The organism is Stenotrophomonas sp. T8, from assembly GCF_051853085.1.
In the GTDB taxonomy this organism is placed as follows: Bacteria; Pseudomonadota; Gammaproteobacteria; order Xanthomonadales; family Xanthomonadaceae; genus Stenotrophomonas; species Stenotrophomonas sepilia.
On sequence record NZ_CP195329.1, the window covers coordinates 258,745 to 280,218 of the forward strand.

The 21,474-nt window shown below is 68.0% G+C and carries 7 protein-coding genes; 5 read left to right on the forward strand and 2 right to left on the reverse strand.

The window, feature by feature from the left end; all coding sequences use genetic code 11:
• Positions 1-100: 100 nt before the first annotated feature.
• Positions 101-886 carry a thioredoxin fold domain-containing protein gene (locus tag ACSDHM_RS01205; protein WP_088496901.1) on the forward strand — a complete coding sequence of 262 codons (786 nt, stop codon included), beginning with the start codon at positions 101-103 and terminating at the stop codon, positions 884-886.
• 121 nt (positions 887-1,007) lie between these two features.
• On the opposite strand, the gene ACSDHM_RS01210 is transcribed toward ACSDHM_RS01205, so the two are convergent.
• Both ACSDHM_RS01210 and ACSDHM_RS01215 read right to left on the reverse strand, forming a co-directional pair.
• The gene (locus tag ACSDHM_RS01210) at positions 1,008-3,107 is read right to left on the reverse strand and encodes a glycosyl hydrolase family 18 protein (protein WP_439426582.1); all 2,100 of its coding nucleotides are present in this window, start codon (positions 3,105-3,107) and stop codon (positions 1,008-1,010) included.
• Positions 3,108-3,471: 364 nt separating this feature from the next.
• A protein-coding gene (locus tag ACSDHM_RS01215) for an IS3 family transposase (RefSeq protein WP_439426583.1) occupies positions 3,472-4,823 on the reverse strand; the annotation gives its coding sequence in 2 pieces (ribosomal slippage) (positions 3,472-4,376 and positions 4,376-4,823; 1,353 coding nt in all).
• Between the two features lie 547 nt (positions 4,824-5,370).
• On the opposite strand from ACSDHM_RS01215, the gene purL reads away from it, so the two are divergent.
• The 4 genes from purL to gspE all read left to right on the forward strand — a co-directional run bounded on the left by purL (position 5,371) and on the right by gspE (position 21,472).
• A complete protein-coding gene (purL, locus tag ACSDHM_RS01220; protein ID WP_439426584.1) occupies positions 5,371-9,255 on the forward strand; it encodes a phosphoribosylformylglycinamidine synthase in 3,885 nt (1,294 codons plus the stop codon).
• 439 nt (positions 9,256-9,694) lie between these two features.
• Positions 9,695-17,602, forward strand: coding sequence for an ESPR-type extended signal peptide-containing protein (locus ACSDHM_RS01225; RefSeq protein WP_439426585.1), 7,908 nt, complete (start codon positions 9,695-9,697; stop codon positions 17,600-17,602).
• A 158-nt stretch (positions 17,603-17,760) separates the two neighbouring features.
• A complete protein-coding gene (locus tag ACSDHM_RS01230) occupies positions 17,761-19,614 on the forward strand; it encodes a S8 family serine peptidase (protein ID WP_188241611.1) in 1,854 nt (617 codons plus the stop codon).
• 136 nt (positions 19,615-19,750) lie between these two features.
• On the forward strand, positions 19,751-21,472 hold the full coding sequence (gspE, locus tag ACSDHM_RS01235) for a type II secretion system ATPase GspE (protein ID WP_053499707.1): 1,722 nt from the start codon (positions 19,751-19,753) through the stop codon (positions 21,470-21,472).
• Positions 21,473-21,474 lie beyond the last annotated feature (2 nt).

The following is a 21,474-nucleotide window of genomic DNA, read 5'->3' on the forward strand; positions in this document are numbered from 1 at the left end:
GTGCCGGGCTGAATCGCTGCCCGGGGCGCTGCCGGCCGTCGCCGCCCGGTCGCGGTGGCTGTGTCAGAATCCGGGGTCTTCTTCTGTCGCGGACCGCTCCATGCTCCGATTTGCCATCGCCGCCGTGTTCGGTGCGCTCAGCCTGACCGCCTGCGCCCAGCCGGCTCCACCGGCCGCCAAGGCACCCGCCGCCGCTGCGGCCAAGGCCAGTCCGGCCGCGAATGCGCCCGCCGACCAGGCGGTACGCGCCGCACTGACCGCGTTGAACCCCGGTTTCCAGGTGGACTACATTGGCGCCGCGCCTTTCCCCGGCTTCCGCGAGGTCGTCGTTTCAGGCCAGCTTCTGTATGTGTCCGATGACGGCCGCTATCTGTTCCAGTCTCAGCCCTACGACACCCGCGCCAAGGGCCCGGCCAACAGCGAAGGCCTGCTCGGCTATCGCCGCGGCCTGCTGGCCAAGGCCAACCACGGCGATCGCATCGTGTTCGCCGCGCCGAACGCCAAGTACACCATCAGCGTGTTCACCGACATCGAGTGCGGTTACTGCCGCAAGCTGCACCAGGACATCGCCGAGCTCAACCGCAACGGCATCACCGTCGAGTACCTGGCGTTCCCGCGCATGGGCCTGGGCAGCAAGGACTACACCGACATGATTTCGGTCTGGTGTGCAGCGGATCGTCGCCAGGCGCTGACCAACGCCAAGCGCGGCGGCAACGTTCCCGCCAAGAACTGCACCAATCCGGTGGCGATGCAGTACGCGCTGGGCCAGCAGCTGGGCGTGAATGGTACGCCGGCGATCTTCGCGCCGGACGGCACCCAGCTGGGGGGGTACCTGCCGCCGGCACAGCTGCGTGCGGCGTTGGAAAAGCTGTCGGCCAAGCGCTGATCGCCGTCGACCTTTTCCTGTAGCGCCGAGCCCATGCTCGGCTGCGCAACCATCAGCCGAGCATGGGCTCGGCGCCACAGATCAGAGGCCGGGGGCGCAAAATGCGCCCCCGGCTTTTGCCTTATTTCAGGCCATCACTGACTGCCTTGGTCAGCGTGCCCTGCGCATCGTCACCGCTGAACTCCCAGACGAACGCGCCGCCCAGGCCCTGGGTCTTCACGTAACCCATCTTGCGGGTGATGTTGGCCGGGGTGTCGAAGCTCCACAGCGTGCTGCCGTTGTAGATCCAGGTGGCACCGGCGGTGTTGTCGGTGTAGCCCGGCCACGCCAGGTTCTTCAGCACCTTCCAGTCCTCGATGCCGGCTTCATACGTGCCCGGGGCAGCACCGCTGGCGGTCTGGTACAGGCCGTTGTTGGCATTGGCCACGCCGGTCCAGCCACGCCCGTAGTAGCCGATGCCCAGGTTGAGCTTGGCGGCGGGCACGCCACGGCTGATGAAGGCCTCGATGGCGTCGTTGCTGTTGTACAGCTTCTGGTCGCCGGTGGACGGATCATTCGGCGAATCGAACAGCGCCGACTGGTGATTGGTCCTCGCATCCCACGCGCCGTGGAAGTCGTAGGTCATCACGTTGATGTAGTCCAGGTACGGGTGGTACGCCGCCGGATCTGTGACGCGGATCTTGTCGATGCCGGCACCCACCGCCACCGTCAGCAACAGGCCCGGACGCACCGCATCGAGCTGGCGGCGGAACTCGGCCATCAGCGCGGTGAAGTTGGCGTTGTCTTCCGGCTTGCCGCATTCGATGCCGCAGGCCACCGGGTATTCCCAGTCGATGTCGATGCCGTCGAACACGCCCAGCGCCGCACCGGCGCCGCCGGCACCGTCGGTCACCGGCAGGTTGCCCTTGATGTACGCGTCGATGCACGAGGCAACGAAGGCCTGCCGGTTTTCCGGGCGCGCCGCGCTGGAGAAGCCGCGCGACCAGGTCCAGCCACCCAGCGAGATCAGTACCTTCAGGTTCGGGTACTTGGCCTTGAGCTGCTTGAGCTGGTTCCAGTTGCCGCGCAGCGGCTGGTCCCAGGTATCGGCGCTGCCGCTGACACTCTCGGCGGCACTGAAGGCCTTGGTGTAGTCGGCGAAGGCATCGCCACCGGCACCGCTGTTCGGATCCGACGGCTGGGTGATGCCGACTTCGCAGCGGTTGTTGCGCACGTTGCCGAACGCGTAGTTGATGTGGGTCAGGCGCGCCGCCGAACCGCTGCTGTCGATGTTCTTGACCCGGTAGTTGCGGCCGTAGATGCCCCACTGGGTGAAGTAACCGATGACCCGCTTGCCGGTGGTGCCGCCGTCGCCGGCCAGCGTGGTGGCGCTGATCTCGGTGCCCTGCGCCGATGCGTTGCCGGCGTTGTCGCGCGCCCGCACGCGGTAACGGTAGGTGGTCGACGCGGTCAGCCCGCCGTCGACATAGCTGGCACTGGACGGCGAACCGACCAGGCTGCCGTTGCGGTACACGTCATAGCCGGCCAGGCCACTGCCACCGGTGTTGTCGGTGGAAGGACTCCAGCTGAGCGCGATGCTGTTGGCGGTACGGGCACCGACCGCCAGCCCGCCCGGCACGCTCGGTGCGGTGGTGTCGCCGCTGGCGGCGTTGACGGTGATGGTGATCGTCGCCGTGCTGGCGGTGGCGTTGTTGTTGTCGGTGGCGACCGCGCGCAGGGTGTGGCTGCCGGCGCTGGCATTGGTCCAGCTGGCTGCATACGGCGCACTGGTGGCCACGCCGAGCGTGCTGCCGTCGCGGAAGAATTCGACCTTGGCGACGCTGCCGTCCGGATCGCTGGCGGTGGCGGTCACGTTGACCGTGCTGCCGGCGCTGAAGGTGGCGCCGTTGGCCGGCGAGGTCAGGCTGACCACCGGCGGCTGGTTGGTGCCGGTGCCATCGCAGGCACCGAGGTTGGTGTAGTAGGGCGCACCGGCCGGATGGTCCGGCGGCGCGTTCCAGATGTCCTGGTTCGCCCGATAGAGGACGCCTCCTTTCTGCAGGGTATCGCCGGCCCGGTAGATCTTGGCCTGGTCCCACTGGGCCACGCCGGCACAGCTGGCAGCCTGCGCCAGGCCGGGCAGGGCGGCGCTGCCGGCGGCCAGGGCAAGCAGCCAGGCCAGGTGGCGGGGACGACAGCTTCGGGTCGAACGTTCAGCACGGCGCACAATCGGGTCGTACATGGGTGAGTCTCCGATCAAAGGGCGCGCGGGCCCCGATGGCGCCGCGCGTGACGCAGGTCCGGGCATCGCCGGGGAAGGCGACGGAGGGGCCGGACGGAGGCACCTGGGAGGCCGGGGAGAGAGTCCGGCACCAGGTGGGGACAACGTTGTCATCAATTGCGTGGTCAATCCGTGAGCAAGCGCATGGTTCGAGGATTTGGGCGGGAAACGGCGCTGCGCGCGGTCGGCGGCCATCGGCGGAGCCCCCTCGTGGCTGGGGCTTGCTGCTAATAGCGGATTTCTGGGGGTTGGCCGGGCGGGTGGGCTCAGGCGGGGACGCCGTGAACCCGTCCATGAAGTGACCCCCGAGACTTGGACGGTGGGGTCAGGCGGCTGCTTGGGCCTGTTCCCGGTACTTTACCGGGCTTAGCCCCTTCAATTTCAATCTGATTCGCTCTTGGTTGTAGTACTTGATGTACTCCACCAGCCCGGCCTCCAGGCTTTCGATGCTGTCAAAGCTGTTCAGGTAGAAGAACTCCGACTTCAGCGTCCCGAAGAAGCTTTCCATTGCCGCATTGTCCAAGCAGTTGCCACGTCGGGACATGCTTTGCTTCAACGAGTGCTTTTCCAGCATGTGCCGGTAGTTCTCATGCTGGTACTGCCAGCCCTGGTCGGAGTGGATCATTGGCCGCTCATCCGGCGAAAGCTTCTTGATGGCCTCCTCCAGCATCTGACCTACCAGATCGAACACAGGCTGGCGCTTGATCTGATAAGCCACGATTTCACCGTTGTAGAGGTCCATGATCGGCGACAGGTACAGCTTCATGCCTTGCACCTTGAACTCGGTGACGTCGGTCACCCACTTCTGGTTGGGCCGCTCGGCATGGAACTGGCGATTGAGGTCATTGCCAACCACAACATTGGCGGCCCCTTTGAAGGACCGGTAGCGCTTCACGCGTACCCGTGATTTCAGGCCCATCTCCCCCATCAGGCGCTGTACCCGCTTGTGATTGGTCCGATGGCCCTGATTGGCCAGTTCCAGCGTCACCGTGCGATACCCATAGCGCCCTTGGCTTTGATCGTAGATTGCCCGGATGCGCTCGCACAGGGCTGCCTCATCCTGATCCGGATGGGCCAGGACATGGTTCTGGTAATAGAACGTACTGCGTGACAGCTCTGCCGCTTCGAGCAGAAGCGACAGCGTATGAACCTGCCTCAATCCTTGGATGGCTTGCGCTTTGCGTCCTGCGCCGCCTGCTCTTCCCGGATCAAGGCATCGAGTTTTTTTAGGTAGTCGGTCTCCGCACGCAGATAGGCGACTTCCTTGAGCAGCTCATCGCGGCTCATTTCCTCAGGTGGCTTGGACGAGCGGGTCTTTTTCATCGGCTTTCGGGGCGGCGGCGGAGGTGGTGCCAGCGCTTGGGCACCGCCTTGAGCATACAGGCGACGCCACCGACCCACCGCGCCGGCATCGCCAATTTGAAAGTAAGTGGTGGCCTCCCGCCCGGACATGCCGTCCTGGCCCATCTTCTTCAGGACAGCCAGCTTGAATGCGAGGTCATAGGACTGGGCCTGGCGGCGAAACCCGCGCCAACCATGCAGCCGATAGGTCGCCACCCAGCGCCTGACCGTGGAGAACTCCAGGCCGTAGCGACGAGCAACGGCTTTGACCGATGTGGAGGTCTTGCAGGCCTCTTTGGCGACCTGCAGTTTGAAACGCGCGTCGTATCTGTTCATGTATCCCTCGGGGTTGGATCTGATGTCCAACTCCCGGGGGTCACTTCACCATGGGGGCTTGGCCGCGGCATCCATGCCGCGGACACCCCGCCTGAGCCCACCCGCCCGGCCACGGACAGGTTCCTGCGCGGCCAGCCACGAAAGACGGAAGAAAAAAACAAAGGCAAAAGCCGGTCGCTGCGCTCTTCAATGCCTGACTTCTGATGTTCCCTGGATGCCGGCCAGCGGCCGGCACTACCGCAGAGCATCCACCCATGGCGTGGATTTACCGCAGATCGCGGAAATCTGTCGAAGGCGGGGTGGTGGGGGCCAGCAGGACCGTTGGCGCCATGGATGGCGCCATCGAGCCCCCATGGACGGGTTTACGGCGTGTCCTGCTGGCCCCCACCACCCCGCCATCCCACGGGAACCCAGCTTTTGCTTGGGCCGTTGCCGTTGCCGTTGTCGTTGCCGTGGCCTCGGCAGGTGCCGGGCGCCGCCCGGCCAAAGCCATCCCCCTGCTTCCGGTACAATGTCGGGCCCGTTTCCCAACTACGGTTCCCCGGACATGATGGTCCTCGAGGGCGCGCCCGCCCTGTCGCCGTTCCGCCGCGAACGTCTTGAATCCCGCCTGCAGTCCATCGCTCCCTCCCTGCGCATCAGCGGTGCCTGGCACGTCTACTTCGTGCAGCCCGAAGGCAGCGCCGCTCCCGACCTGACCACGCTGTGCCGCATCCTCGAAGCGGCGCCGCAGGCCGAGGCCGTGGCCGACGGCGCGGTCAGCCGCATCGTGGTGCCGCGCCTGGGCACGCTGTCGCCCTGGTCGAGCAAGGCCACCGAACTGGTCCGCGGTGCCGGCCAGCCGGTCAGCCGGGTCGAGCGTGGCCTGCGTATCGACGTGCAGGGCTGGCCGGCAGATGCTGACGCCCAGCAGGCGCTGGTCAAGGCGCTGCACGACCCGATGACACAGTCGGTGCTGGAGACCGTGGAGCAGGGCCAGGCGCTGTTCTCGGCGCCGGCCCGTGGCGAGCTGGAACGCGTGCCGGTGGACCAGCTGGAGGCCGCCAACCAGCGCCTCGGCCTGGCCATGGCCCAGGACGAGATCGACTACCTGCGTGAACGCTTCACCGCGCTGGGCCGCTCGCCGTCGGACGTGGAACTGATGATGTTCGCGCAGGCCAATTCCGAGCACTGCCGCCACAAGATCTTCAACGCCAGCTGGACCATCGATGGCCAGGAACAGGACCGCTCGCTGTTCCGGATGATCAAGAACACCCACCAGCAGACCCCGCAGCACACGCTCAGCGCGTACAGCGACAACGCTGCAGTGATCGAAGGCCATCCGGCGTCGCGCTACCGTCCCGATCCGGCCAGTGGCGAATACCGCCGCGAAGCGCAGGTGCCCAGTGCCTTCCAGATCAAGGTGGAAACCCACAACCACCCGACCGCGATCGCACCGTTCCCGGGCGCTTCGACCGGCGCGGGTGGCGAGATCCGCGACGAAGGCGCGACCGGCCGTGGCGGCAAGCCCAAGGCAGGCCTGACCGGCTTCTCGGTCTCGCACCTGCGCATTCCGGAATTGCCGCAGCCGTGGGAGGCGCCGCGCGCGCTGAACCCGCGCATGGCACCGGCGCTGGAAATCATGACCGACGGCCCGCTCGGCGGCGCCGCGTTCAACAACGAGTTCGGCCGCCCGAACCTGCTCGGCTACTTCCGCAGCTTCGAGCTGCCGGAAGGCGCCGACCTGGTGCGCGCCTACGACAAGCCGATCATGCTGGCCGGTGGCCTCGGTGCGATCGATCGCGTGCAGGTCGACAAGATCCCGCTGCAGGCCGGTGATGCGGTGATCGTGCTGGGTGGCCCGGCGATGCTGATCGGCCTGGGCGGCGGTGCGGCCAGTTCGGTGGCCTCCGGTGAAAGCGCCGAGGACCTGGACTTCGCCAGCGTGCAGCGCGACAACCCGGAGATGGAGCGCCGCTGCCAGGAGGTCATCGACCGCTGCGTGGCGATGGGCGCCAACAACCCGATCAAGTTCTTCCACGACGTCGGCGCCGGTGGCCTGTCCAACGCCATCCCCGAACTGCTGCACGACTCGAACGTCGGTGGTGTCATCGACCTGGGCAAGGTGCCCACCGATGATCCGTCGCTGTCACCGATGCAGCTGTGGTGCAACGAGTCGCAGGAACGCTACGTGCTGGGCGTGGCCCAGGAGCGCCTGGCCGAGTTCGCCGCGCTGTGCGCCCGCGAACGCTGCCCCTTCGCGGCCGTCGGCGTGGCCACCGCCGAGGAACACCTGGTGGTGGCTTACGGCGCCGTGCCGGGCCACACCCCGGCCGATGCACCGATCGACCTGCCGATGGACGTGCTGTTCGGCAAGCCGCCGAAGATGCATCGCGACACCGCGCATCCGCCGGCACCGCGCTGGCTGGCGCTGAAGACCGGTGGCCTGGACCTGCAGGAAGCCGGCCTGCGCGTGCTCGCGCACCCGACGGTCGCTTCGAAGAACTTCCTGGTCACCATTGGTGACCGCAGCGTCGGCGGCCTGACCGCGCGCGAACAGATGGTCGGCCCGTGGCAGCTGCCGGTGGCCGACGTGGCGATCACCCTGGCCGACTTCGATGGCGTGGCTGGCGAAGCGATGTCGATCGGCGAGCGCACCCCGCTGGCCCTGCTCGATGCCGCTGCTTCGGCACGCATGGCGGTGGGCGAAGCGCTGACCAACCTGTGCGCGGCCCCGGTCGATGCGCTGGATGAGATCAAACTGTCGGCGAACTGGATGGCTGCGGCCGGTCACCCCGGCGAAGACGCGCTGCTGTACGACGCGGTGAAGGCGGTGGGCATGGAACTCTGCCCGCAGCTGGACATCAGCATCCCGGTGGGCAAGGACTCGCTGTCGATGCAGGCGCAGTGGCACGACCAGGGCGAAGCGCACAAGAGCGTGTCGCCGGTGTCGCTGGTGATCTCGGCGTTCGCGCCGGTCGCCGACGTGCGCCAGCAGTTGACCCCGCTGCTCGACCGGGAGGTGGACAGCGAGCTGTGGCTGATCGGCCTCGGTGCCGGCAAGCAGCGCCTGGGGGGTTCGATCCTGGCCCAGGTGCATGCCGACCACGGCGACCTGCCGGCCTTCGCCGGTGCCGCCCCGGACCTGGACGATCCGCAGCGCCTGCGGGGTTTCTTCGAACTGATCCGCGATGCACGCCAGTCCGGCCTGCTGCTGGCCTATCACGACCGCAGCGACGGCGGTGCTTTCGCCGCCCTGTGCGAAATGGCCTTCACCTCGCGCCTGGGCCTGGATATCGCCCTCGATGCCTGGGGTGATGATCCGTTCCGCAGCCTGTTCAATGAAGAACTGGGCGCGGTGGTGCAGATCGCGCGCGAAGACCGTGCCGCGTTTGCCGACCTGGTTGAACGCCATGCATTGACCGAATGCGCGCAGCGCATCGCCAAGCCAACCACCGCACCGGTGGTGCGCGTGTCGCTGGGCGGCGAGAACCTGGCCGAGTGGCGCTGGGAGGCCTTGTTCGACGCCTGGTGGTCGGTCACCCACGCGATGCAGAAGCGCCGCGACAACCCGGCCAACGCCGATGCCGAGCGCGAGGTCGCGCGTGCCTTCAACGCACCGGGCCTGAAGCCGAAGCTCAGCTTCGACCTCAACGAAGACGTGGCCGCACCGTTCATCAGCACCGGAGCGCGTCCGCGCGTGGCGGTGCTGCGCGAGCAGGGCGTCAACGGCCAGATCGAAATGGCCAACGCCTTCGAACGCGCCGGCTTCCGCGCCTTCGACGTGCACATGAGCGACCTGATTGAAGGCCGCGTGGCCCTGCAGGATTTCACCGGCCTGGTGGCCTGTGGTGGCTTCAGCTATGGCGACGTGCTCGGTGCCGGCCGTGGCTGGGCCACCTCGATCCTGGAGCGCAGCGCACTGCGTGATGCCTTCGCCGCGTTCTTCGCGCGCGAAGACAGCTTCGCGCTGGGCGTATGCAACGGCTGCCAGATGATGAGCCAGCTTAAGAACATCATTCCGGGTGCCGAGCACTGGCCGCAGTTCCGCCGCAATGCCAGCGAGCAGTTCGAAGCCCGTACCGCGCTGCTGGAAGTGGTGGAATCGCCGTCGATCCTGCTGCGTGGCATGGCCGGCTCGCGCCTGCCGGTGGCGGTGGCGCATGGTGAGGGCCAGGCCGTGTTCGACAATGCCGTCGACCAGGCTGCTGCACGTGTCTCGCTGCGCTACATCGATGGCAATGGCAAGGTGGCCAGCCAGTACCCGCTGAACCCGAACGGTTCGCCGGACGGCATCACCGGCCTGACCAGCAGCGACGGCCGCGTCACCATCATGATGCCGCACCCGGAACGTACCCCGCGCGCGCTCAACCTGAGCTGGGCACCGGCGGAATGGCAGGGTGATTCGCCGTGGATGCGCATGTTCCGCAACGCGCGGGTATGGTGCGGCTGATCGCATCATTCCGCGCAGGCCGCAATGCCACCGCGTATGGAAAAACCCGCCGCTTCGTCGGCGGGTTTTTCTTTGCACGCGTGAAACCCTTGTCGCGCCCGCTAGTTACATCGGTTTTCATGCGCCAGCGGTCCGTCACGTGTACCTAACAAAATACTTTTATAAACACGTGAAATGGTGAACTGCTTCACGGCAATAGCATTTGTCGTGTCAAAGTCTTGACGATCTGCAAAGTTGCCGTTAACACTTGAACCCCGTTTCAGAACCATTCATTCCGCAGTAACCGCTCGGCGCACGCGCTCGGTTTTCTGTCGCTGCGCGCCGTTCGGCAATACCCCGCAGTAAATCACGCGAATAAACGCCCCCAGGGGACGTTGGGCCACAAGGCCCGGCGGTGGCGTTGCTTTGCCCAAAACCAGTCCAATCAGGAGCCGTACCGATGAATCGGATTTATCGCAAGGTCTGGAACAAAGCATTGGGTCAGTTGGTGGTGGCCTCGGAACTGGCCTCCTCCGACAGCAGCGGTGGTGTTGTCGACCAGCGCCGCGATACGACACCAGCCACGCCCGCGCTGTTGGCGGTGGCACTGGGCCTAGTATTGGGATTGGGCATGAGCGGTTACGCCGCTGCGCAGTCGGTGCAGATCGGCGGCAGCGCCACCTGCGTGGCATTCAGCGGCAAGCTGCTGGAAAAATGCCTGGTGGAAGGCTCCGCCAGTGCCAAGGGCAGCAACGCGGTGGCGATCGGCAGCAACAGCAGCGCCACTGCCGCCAACAGCGTGGCGCTGGGCGCAGGCTCCAGGGCCAACCGCGCCAACACGGTGTCCGTTGGCGATGCCGGCAAGGAACGGCAGATCACCAACGTGGCTGCAGGCACCCAGGCCACCGATGCGGTGAACAAGTCACAGCTGGATGCGCAGGCACGCGCCACGCAGGCCGCGCTGGCGGACGTCGCCGCAGATGGAAACCGCTATTTCAAGGCCGATGGCGCAGGTGATGACAGCGACGCGGCGAAGATCGACGGGCAGGGCGCGGTTGCAGCGGGCGCCGGTGCGCAGTCGTTGGCCAATGCCACCACCGCCATCGGTACCCAGGCGATTGCTGCCGGCCTGGGCGCCAGCGCGTTCGGCCAGGGCGCATTGGCAATCGGTGACGCCAGCGTGGTGGTCGGGCAGAGTGCTGCCGCGTTCGGTCTTGGTGACACCGCCGTCGGCGCCAGTGCCTATGCCGCAAGCGAGAATGGCGCGGCCACCGCCTTGGGCGCGTTGTCCGAAGCCACTGCCGATGGCGCCACTGCCGTGGGTGGCGGTGCCGTGGCGATGGGCCCGGGCAGTACCGCACTGGGCCGCGGCGCCACCGCCGCCAATGAAGCATCGATCGCGGTGGGTGCGTTCAGCACCGCCGTGGGTGAGTACAGCGCCGCGCTGGGGTCAAACTCGGCGGCGGTTGCCACGGGCAGCGTGGCGCTCGGCGCCGGCTCGCTGGCCGACCGCGTCGATACTGTCTCTGTCGGCGCCGCCGAATATGGCCTGACCCGGCAGATCACCAGCGTCGCTGCGGGCACTGAAGATACCGACGCGGTCAATGTCGGCCAGTTGAAGGACGTGGCCGCCGTGGCCGATGCCACCGCCAAGCACTTCCAGGCCACCGGCAGCCGCAACAGCGATGCGGGCGCGCTGGCCGAAGGTGACGAGGCACTGGCGGCCGGCGAGGCGGCCAACGCCATCGGCAATGGCACCACCGCCGTGGGTGCCGGTGCCACGGCCGTTGCGCAGAACGCCACCGCCGTCGGCAACAACGCACTGGCGTCAGGTCAGAACAGCGCCGCGTTCGGCAACAACGCACAGGCGAACGGCCCGGGCAGCGTCGCCGTCGGTGGTGCTGCAGTGGACGCCGATGGCAATCCGCTGATCACCAGTGGTGGCGTGCCGGTCGAAACCGGCGCCACCAGCGCAGGCGTCGGTGGCACTGCAGTCGGTGCCAGTGCCGAAGCCAGTGGATTTGCGGCGTCGTCCTACGGCGTTGGCGCGTATGCCGCCGGTGCGCAGTCGTCCGCATTCGGTGCGGTCGCCAATGCCATCGGTGACTACTCCACCGCACTGGGTACGCAGAGCACCGCCACCGGTACCAGCAGCGTCGCCATCGGTGGCCCGGCCGACCTGATTCCGGGCCTGGGCTTCTTCGTGCAGACCCAGGCCAGCGGCGAAGCGGCGACGGCCGTCGGCGCCGGTGCCATCGCCAGCGGTGATCGTGCGGTGGCCAACGGCAGCCTGACCGAAGCGTCCGGTGCGGAATCCACCGCCGTCGGCTACTTCGCTTACGCCCCGGGTGAGAATGCCAGCGCGCTCGGTGCGCAGACCTGGGCCAGCGGCGCGCAGAGTACCTCTGTCGGGTATTACGCTACCGCACGCGGTGCCAACAGCGTTGCACTGGGCGCGAACTCCGAAGCGGTCCGCGCCAACAGTGTGGCGGTCGGCAGCGCAGGCAACGAGCGGCAGATCACCAGCGTTGCCGCGGGCAGTGAAGCCACCGATGCGGTCAATCTGGCCCAGTTGAAGGGCGTCTCTGCCGTGGCCGATGCCACCGCCAAGCACTTCCAGGCCACCGGCAGCAGCAACAGTGAGGCCGGTGCGCTGGCCGAAGGCGAAGATGCGCTGGCCGCCGGCGAGGCGGCCAACGCGATCGGCAATGGCAGCAGTGCACTGGGAGCGGGCGCCGTTGCCATCGCGCAGAGCGCCACCGCCGTCGGCAGCAGTGCGCTGGCTTCGGGGCAGGGCAGCGCGGCGTTCGGCGCGGCGGCCACCGCCAGTGGCAGCAACGCTACCGCCCTGGGAACGCAGAGCAGCGCCACCGGCGCCGGCAGCGTCGCCATCGGTGGCCCGGCCGACATCGTGCCGGGCATGGGCCTGTATGTGCAGACGCGGGCCAGCGGTGTGTCCTCCACCGCGGTAGGCGGCGGTGCGGTCGCCAGTGGTGACCGCTCGTTGGCCAACGGCAGCTTCACGGAAGCAGTGGGCGCGGAATCCACCGCGCTGGGTTACTTCGCTTATGCCGCAGGCGACAACGCCAGTGCACTGGGCGCGCAGACCTGGGCCATCGGCAAGGACAGCACGGCCATCGGTTACTACGCCACCGCTGGCGCCGAAAACAGTGTCGCGCTGGGCGCCTATTCGGGCTCCAATCGGGCCAATACGGTGGCCGTGGGCACCAATGGCAATGAACGCCAGATCGTCAGCGTGGCCGCGGGTACGCAGGCGACGGATGCGGTGAACAAGGCGCAGCTGGACGCTGTGGCAAGCACCGCCGACGGCACCGCGCGCTTCTTCCAGGCACAGCCCGAAGCGGGCAGTGATGCCGGTGCGTTCGCCGAGGGCGAAGGCGCGGTCGCGGCCGGTTCGTCGAGCAATGCGATTGGCGCCGGCGCGGTTGCACATGGCGCTGCCGCGTCGGCGATCGGTGATGACAGCGTGGCGGTGGGTCGCAACAGCAGCGCCACCGGTAACGGCGGTGTTGCCATCGGTGGCCTCGGGCAGGCCTACGATGAGTACAACCAGCCGATCATCGGCGCCGACGGCAAGGCGCAGCAGGTGGGCACCACGGCGGCCGCCGATGCCACGGCGGTCGGCAGCGGTGCACAGGCCACCGGGGCTGCCAGCGGCGCGTTCGGCAATGCCGCCAAGGCCAGTGGCGACAACAGCTTCGCGGCCGGCGGCAAGTCGCGCGCCACCGGCAGCTATGCCGTTGCGGTCGGTGACAGCGCCTTCGCCAGCAGCGATGACAGCACCGCTGTCGGTGGTTACAGCTGGGCGACGGCCAGTGGCGCAGCAGCGTTCGGTTCGGGTGCGTGGGCCACCGCCACCAATGCCTCGGCATTCGGCAACGCGGCCTGGGCCAGTGGCAGTGGTGCGACCTCCATCGGTTACAACAGCTGGGCCAACGGCACCAGCTCCACCGCCGTCGGTCGCGGCGCATTCGGTTATGGCGACAACAGCGTGGCACTGGGCTTCCAGGCGTTGGGCAACAGCATCAACAGCATTGCCATCGGCACCAATACGGTGGCCGGCGGTGAAAGTGCGATTGCGTTGGGCGCCGGCAGCAACGCCAGCGCCAGCAATGCTGTCGCGCTCGGTGCCGGTTCGGTTGCCAGCCGTGCACGCACGGTGTCGGTGGGCAGCAGTGGCAACGAGCGGCAGATCACCAACGTCGCTGCCGGTACCCAAGCCACGGACGCGGTGAACAAGGCACAGCTGGATGCGGTCGCGAGTACCGCCACCACCACCAGCCGCTTCTTCCAGGCCAGTGGCAGCGGCGACGACGTAGCCGGTGCGCTGGTGGAGGGTGACAACGCGCTGGCTGCCGGTGATGCGGCCAACGCCATCGGCAACGGCGCCACCGCGCTCGGCAGTGGTGCCAACGCGCTGGCCAACAACGCGCAGGCGATCGGTTTCAACGCGCTGGCCAGCGCCGCCAACGCCAGCGCCGTCGGTGCCAACGCCCAGGCGACCGGTGAGTACGCCACCGCGCAGGGTGCGGAAAGCGAAGCCAGCGGCGAGCAGAGCGCAGCGTTCGGTGCCGCCAGCATCGCCAGTGGTGCCGGTAGTACCGCCAACGGTGTGTTGTCCGAAGCCTCCGGCGAGGAAGCCGTGGCGGTGGGCTACTTCAGCAACGCCAGCGGCAGCGGCGCCACCGCGGTCGGCAGCGAGAGCGTCGCCAGCGGCACCGCGTCGGCAGCGTTCGGCATCGGCGCAGAAGCGACCGGTGGCTACAGCACCGCCATCGGTGGCTATGCGCAGGCCTCGGCGTTCAATGCCACCGCCTTCGGCAACTTCGCCAATGCCTCCGGTTCCAACAGCGTGGCGCTGGGCGGCGACTCCGAGGCGTCGGGTGCCTACAGCACCGCCACCGGCCAGGGCAGCCTGGCCACCGGCACCAACAGCGTCGCCGTCGGCGGTTCGCTGTTCGGCGTGCTGGCCACCGAAGCATCGGGCAATTACTCCACCGCCGTCGGTGGTGGCGCCTGGTCCGGTGGCATCAACAGCACCGCACTGGGCAACGCCGCCGAATCGCGCGCGGCCAACAGCGTGGCGCTGGGCGCCGATTCGATCGCGGACCGCGACAACACCGTGTCGGTGGGCGGTGGTGGCAATACCCGCCAGATCACCAATGTGGCCGCTGGCACGCAGGGCACTGATGCGGTCAACAAGAACCAGCTCGACGCCGTAGCGGCTGCAGCGGAAAAGACCAGCAGGCAGTTCCAGGCCAGTGGCAACGCCGATGGTGAAACCGGCGCCCTGGTCGAGGGCGATAACGCGCTGGCGGCCGGTGATGCGGCCAACGCCATCGGCAACGGTGCCACCGCACTCGGCAGCGGCGCCAATGCACTGGCGGCCAACGCCACGGCGGTCGGCATCGATGCGCTGGCCACCGGCAACAACGCCGCAGCACTCGGCAGTACCGCACAGGCCACCGGCGAAGACAGCCTTGCGCTCGGTACCGGCGCCAGCGCCAGCGAGCTGGGTGCCAGCGCCGCGGGTGCGCGTGCACAGGCCAGTGGTGCGTACAGCACCGCGACCGGCACCGAATCCAACGCCAGCGGCACGCAGGCACTGGCCAGTGGCTTCCGCAGTGCCGCCTCCGCCGATGGCACCACCGCGGTCGGTGGCTATGCTGAAGCCAGCGGTCGCCTCGGGACCGCGTTGGGCTATGGCTCGGCGGCCAGCGGTGCCAACACCACGGCAGTGGGCTTCGGCGCCGCCGCGGCCGGTAGCGGTGCCGTTGCGGTCGGCCAGTCCAGCGAAGCCAGTGGCGCTGAGAGCGTGGCCATCGGTGGCAGCACCTTCTTCGGCCTGATCCCGTCGCGTGCCAGCGGCACCGGTGCAGCGGCATTCGGTGCGGGTGCGTGGGCGACCGAAGATTACGCCACCGCGATCGGCTGGAATTCGTGGGCGGATGCGGCAGATGCCACGGCACTGGGCGCCAGTGCCACCGCCAGTGGGTTGAACAGCGTGGCGCTGGGCGCCGGCTCCAAGGCCGAGCGCGACAATACCGTGGCCGTGGGCACCGCGGGCGGCGAACGCCAGGTGACCCATGTCGCAGCCGGCACCGAGGCCACCGACGCGGTGAACAAGGGCCAGCTGGACGCGGTTGCCAGCGTTGCCGACAGGACTGCCCGGCAGTTCCAGGCCAGCGGCAACGCCGATGGCGAAGCCGGTGCCCTGGTCGACGGCGACAACGCACTGGCCGCCGGCAACGCGGCCAACGCCGTCGGCAACGGCGCCACCGCGCTGGGCAGCGGAGCCAACGCCATGGCCGTCAACGCCACCGCCATCGGCGTCGATGCCCTGGCCACCGGCAACAACGCCGCGGCTCTGGGCAACAACGCACAGGCCAGTGGTGTCGACAGCGTGGCGGTGGGCAGCGGCGCCAGCGCCAGCGAACTCGGTGCCAGCGCCAGCGGCACCGGTGCCCAGGCCAAGGGTGCCTACAGCACCGCCAGTGGTGCGCAGGCCACGGCCAGCGGCACGCAGTCGCAGGCCAGCGGCTTCCGCGCCAACGCCTCGGCTGACGGTGCCTCCGCGCTGGGCAGCTATGCCGAAGCCAGTGGCCGGCTTGGTACGGCGGTCGGCTACGGCAGCAAGGCCACCGGCGCGAATGCCACCGCAGTGGGTGTCAGCGCCAATGCGTCGGCAGCCGGCAGCATCGCACTGGGTGCCGGCTCGGTGGCTGATCGTGCCAATACCGTGTCAGTGGGCAGCAGCACCAGTGATCGTCAGATCACCCGTGTCGCCGCCGGTACCGAGCGCACCGATGCAGTCAATCGTGGCCAGCTCGATGCGGTCGCGGCGACCGCCGATGGCACCGCACGCTACGTCAAGGCCACTGGTGCGGGTACCGCCAGTGCCAGCGGCAGCGATGCCGCTGCGGTCGGTTCGGCCGCCAGTGCCAGTGGTGCACGCAGCAATGCGCTGGGTGCCAACGCGATGGCCATTGGCAATGGTGCGCTTGCACTGGGCAACAGCGCCGGCGCGTCCGGTGCGAACTCGGTGGCGCTGGGGGCGGGCTCGCGTGCGCTCGATGCCAACGTGGTGTCGGTCGGCGGTGGCAATGGCACCGATGGCCCGGCCACGCGGCGGATCGTCAATGTGGCCGACGGCCGCATCGCTGCCGGCAGCAGCGATGCGGTCACCGGTTCGCAGCTCAACGTCACCAACCAGCGCGTGGGCGCAGTGGAAACCCGCGTGGGCGATTTCGATTCGCGCATCGCGACGGTCGAGACCACGGCGGCCAGTGCAGTCGGCTATGACGACGCCAGCCGTGACCGCCTGACCCTGTCCGGCTTCCAGGGCACCACCATCGACAACGTCGGTGCCGGCAGCATCGCCGCCGGCAGCCGCCAGGCGATCAATGGCGGGCAGTTGTTCCAGTCGCTCAGTGATGCCGCCAGCTTCCTCGGCGGTGGCGCCAGCGTCGGCATGCAGGGTGTGTTCGTGGCGCCGAACTACGTGATCCAGGGCGCGACGTACAGCAACGTCGGCGATGCGCTCGGTGCGCTGGACCGCAAGGTCAGCGAGATCGATCGCCGCACCGCCGGAGGCACGCGTTCGGGAACGGCAAGCCTGCGTTCGATGAGTGCCTCGCTGGATGAAAGCGCACTGGCCAGCGTCGCCGACGCACCGGCCACCGCCGACGCGGCACCGGCCAGCACCGCACGCGTGCAGGGCACGCCGACGGCCGCCGCCGCCGGTGCCGGGATTCCGGTTGGCACCCCGGCCACGGGCTTCAATGCCGTCGCCATGGGTGAGGGCGCAGTGGCCAGTGGCGCCTCGTCCACCGCCATCGGCCAGGGTGCCAGTGCCACGGCTGCCAACGCGGTGGCTTTGGGCCAGGGCTCGGTTGCCGATCGTGCCAACACCGTGTCGGTCGGTAGCGAAGGCAACGAACGCCAGGTCACCAACGTCGCCGCCGGCACCACCGCCACCGACGCCGTCAACAAGGGCCAGCTGGACCGTGGCATGGCCACTGCCAACAGCTACACCGACAGCCGCGTGCAGGCCGTCGCCGACAGCTTCGATGTGTTCAAGGGCGAGATCGACGGGCGCCTGCGCCACATGGATCGCCGCATCGACCGCCAGGGCGCCATGAGCGCGGCGATGCTCAACATGGCCACCAGTGCCGCCGGTATCCGCACCCAGAACCGGGTCGGCGTCGGCATCGGTTTCCAGGGCGGCGAGTCGGCGTTGTCGCTGGGCTACCAGCGTGCGATCAGCGATCGCGCCACGGTCACCTTCGGCGGTGCCTTCAGCAGCGACGACAGCTCGGTTGGCGTCGGTGCTGGTTTCGGCTGGTAAGCCAAACCACTGCGCCGGCGGCCACCCACGCCGGCGCATCACCTGCAACGAGGGCCTGGGGGGAGGTCACGGCAATCCCGGCTGGGCCGGCCGGGAGTCGTCAAGGAATGATGGCCGCAGTGTTGGTTCGATCCATGACCCAGAAGAGGAATTTCGACGTGATCAAGAAGCAGAACCTTCGCATCAATGTGCTTGCCGCCGCCGTGCTGTCGATGACCGCGGTGGGTGCCGTCCACGCCGCCGGGTTGCCGACCCGTGAACCGGTGCGCCAGGCCAGCACCGCCGAGCCGGGCGCCGAGCGCATCATCGTCAAGTATCGTGCCGGCACCGCTGCGGCGGGCGACCGTTCGGCCAAGCTGTCCACCGTGCAGTCCGCGCTGACCCGCGCCAGCCTGTCCGGTGGCACCGCCCGCGCCAGCACGCTGGGCCCGCAGGTCGTGCGCAGGCTCGGCGTCGGTGCCGACCTGATCCGCCTGCAGGGGCGCCTGGCGCCTGCGGAACTGCAGCGCGTGCTGAAGGAACTGAAGGCCGACCCGGCCGTGCAGTACGCCGAAGCCGACGTGAAGCTGCGCCGCACCGAGCTGCGCGCCGGTGACGTGCAGCCGGCGCTGGCGCCGAACGATCCGTACTACCAGCAGTACCAGTGGCACCTGCACAACGCCACCGGTGGCATCAATGCACCGTCGGCGTGGGATGTATCGCAGGGCGAGGGCGTGGTGGTGGCCGTGCTCGACACCGGCATCCTGCCGCAGCACCCGGACCTGGTCGGCAACCTGCTGGAAGGCTACGACTTCATCAGCGATGCCGAGACGTCGCGCCGTGCCACCAACGATCGCGTGCCGGGCGCGCTGGACTATGGCGACTGGGTCGAGAACGACAATGAGTGCTACACCGGCTCCGTCGCGGAGGACAGCTCCTGGCACGGTACCCATGTGGCCGGCACCGTGGCCGAGCAGACCAACAACGGCGTCGGCATGGCCGGTGTCGCGCACAAGGCCAAGGTGCTGCCGGTCCGCGTGCTCGGCAAGTGCGGTGGCTACCTTTCCGATATCGCCGACGCCATCACCTGGGCCTCCGGCGGCACCGTGGCGGGCGTGCCCGCCAATGCCAACCCGGCCGAGATCATCAACATGAGCCTGGGTGGAAGCGGCAGCTGTGACGGAACCTACCAGGATGCGATCAATGGCGCGATCTCGCGTGGCACCACCGTGGTCGTGGCGGCCGGCAACGAGACCGACAACGCATCCAAGTACCGTCCGGCCAGTTGCGACGGCGTAGTGACCGTCGGCGCCACCCGCATCACCGGCGGCATCACCTACTACTCCAACTACGGCACCCGCGTGGACCTGTCCGGTCCGGGTGGTGGCGGCAGCGTCGATGGCAATCCGGGCGGCTACGTCTGGCAGTCCGGTTCCGATGCGGCCACCACGCCGGAGTCAGGCAGCTACAGCTACATGGGCATGGGTGGCACGTCGATGGCCTCGCCGCACGTGGCTGCCGTCGCTGCACTGGTGCAGAGCGCGCTGATCGCCAAGGGCAAGGATCCGCTGGCCCCCGCCGCGATGCGCGCGCTGCTGAAGGAAACCGCGCGCCCGTTCCCGGTCAGTATCCCGGCCGCCACCCCGATCGGCACCGGCATCGTCGATGCCAAGGCGGCGCTGGCCAAGGCACTGGAAGAGCCGTGCACCGAGAACTGCGGGCCGGTGGCGACGCCGCTGACCAACAAGGCCGCCGTGGGGGGCCTGAACGGTACGGCCGGCAGCAGCCGCCTGTACAGCTTCGAGGCAGCCGCTGGCAAGCAGCTCAGCGTGATCACCTACGGTGGCACCGGCAACGTGTCGGTCTACATCGCCCAGGGACGCGAGCCGAGCGCCAGCGACAACGATGGCAAGTCGACCCGTCCCGGCACGTCCGAAACGGTACGGGTGAACAAGCCGGTGGCAGGCACCTACTACATCAAGGTGGTGGGCGAAGCGGCCTACAACGGCGTGAGCATCCTCGCCACGCAGTAAGCCTGACGTGTCGTAGTTGAACGGCCGAGGCCCGTCATCCTGTGTGACGGGCTTCGTCTTTTTACGAAAGCTGGCCGCAGGGCGGCGGAAATCATGGCTTAACTGCTAAAGTCGGTCCGATTGACAGGAGAGTCACGTGAACGCGCTCGCTGCAACCGTTACCGACGATGCCGAAGGCCGCATCCTGGATGCGCTGCTGGCACGCGGCCGGCTCAAGGAAGGAGACCTGGCGCGCGCGCGGCCGCTGCACGCCGAGGCCGGCGGCAGCCTGCTGGGCCTGCTGGTGCGCCTGGGCCTGGTGTCTGAACGCGACCAGGCACAGGCCAGCGCCGAGGTGCTGGGCCTGCCGCTGCTGGAGGGCAAACAGGTGCCGGAGGCCCCGCCGCAGGCGCTGGCCGAGGGACTGCCGCTGTCGCTGCGTTTCCTGAAGCAGTTCCATGTGTGCCCGCTGGAGCTGAATGAACACGGGGTGCGTCTGTGGCTGGCCGATGCCCACGATGCCTATCCGCAGCAGGCCGTGCAGTTGGCGCTGGGGGTTCCGGTGACACCAGTGCTGGGCATGCGTGCGGAGATCGATGACCTGGTCGAGCGCTGGTTCGGCCAGGGCCGCAGCGCGATGGGCGCGATCGTGGAAACCGCCGATGGCGAAGGCGGCGCGGTCGACGATATCGAGCACCTGCGCGACCTCGCTTCGGAAGCGCCGGTGATCCGTCTGGTCAACCTGGTGATCCAGCGTGCGGTGGAACTGCGCGCTTCGGATATCCATGTCGAACCGTTCGAGAGCCGGTTGAAGGTCCGCTACCGGGTCGATGGCGTGCTGGTGGAGGGCGAAAGCCCGCCGGCCAACCTCACCGCCGCGGTGATCAGCCGCATCAAGATCATGGCCCGGCTCAACATCGCCGAGCGCCGCCTGCCGCAGGACGGCCGCATCATGCTGCGCGTGCAGGGCAAGGAGCTGGACCTTCGCGTGAGTACCGTGCCCACCGCGCATGGCGAAAGCGTGGTGATGCGCTTGCTGGACCGTGAAACGGTGGTCTTCGATTTCCACCGGCTCGGCTTCACCGACGCCTTCCTGCCGCAGTTCCGCAAGGTACTGGAACAGCCGCACGGCATCCTGCTGGTGACCGGCCCGACCGGCTCGGGCAAGACCACCACGCTGTACACCGCGCTGAGCCAGCTCAACACCGCCGACGTCAAGATCATCACGGTGGAAGATCCGGTCGAATACCAGATCGAGGGCATCAACCAGATCCAGGCCAAGCCGCAGATCGGCCTGGATTTCGCCAACGCGCTGCGCAGCATCGTCCGCCAGGATCCGGACATCATCATGATCGGTGAAATGCGCGACCTGGAAACCGCGCGCATCGCCATCCAGTCGGCATTGACCGGCCACCTGGTGCTGTCCACCCTGCACACCAACAATGCGGCCGGTGGCATCACCCGCCTGCTCGACATGGGCGTGGAGGATTACCTGCTCACCTCGACCATCAACGGCATCCTCGCCCAGCGCCTGGTGCGCCGGCTGGAGCCGACCCATGCCGAACGCTACGCAGCCTCGCCAGAGGAGATCGAACGCTTCGAGCTGCGCCGCCTGCAGCCGGAGGGACCGATCCACCTTTACCGCCCGAAGCCCTCGGCGCTGGCGCCGACCGGCTACCTGGGGCGTACCACCATCATGGAATTCCTGGTGATGAACGATGCGCTGCGGCGTGCGGTGATGCGTCGCGATGGCATGGGCGAGATCGAGCGCATCGCCCGCGAAGCCGGCATGCGCACCATGTACGAGGATGGTCTGTCCAAGGCGCTGAGCGGACAGACCACCATCGAGGAAGTGCTGCGCGTGACCGAGGAAAGCTGATG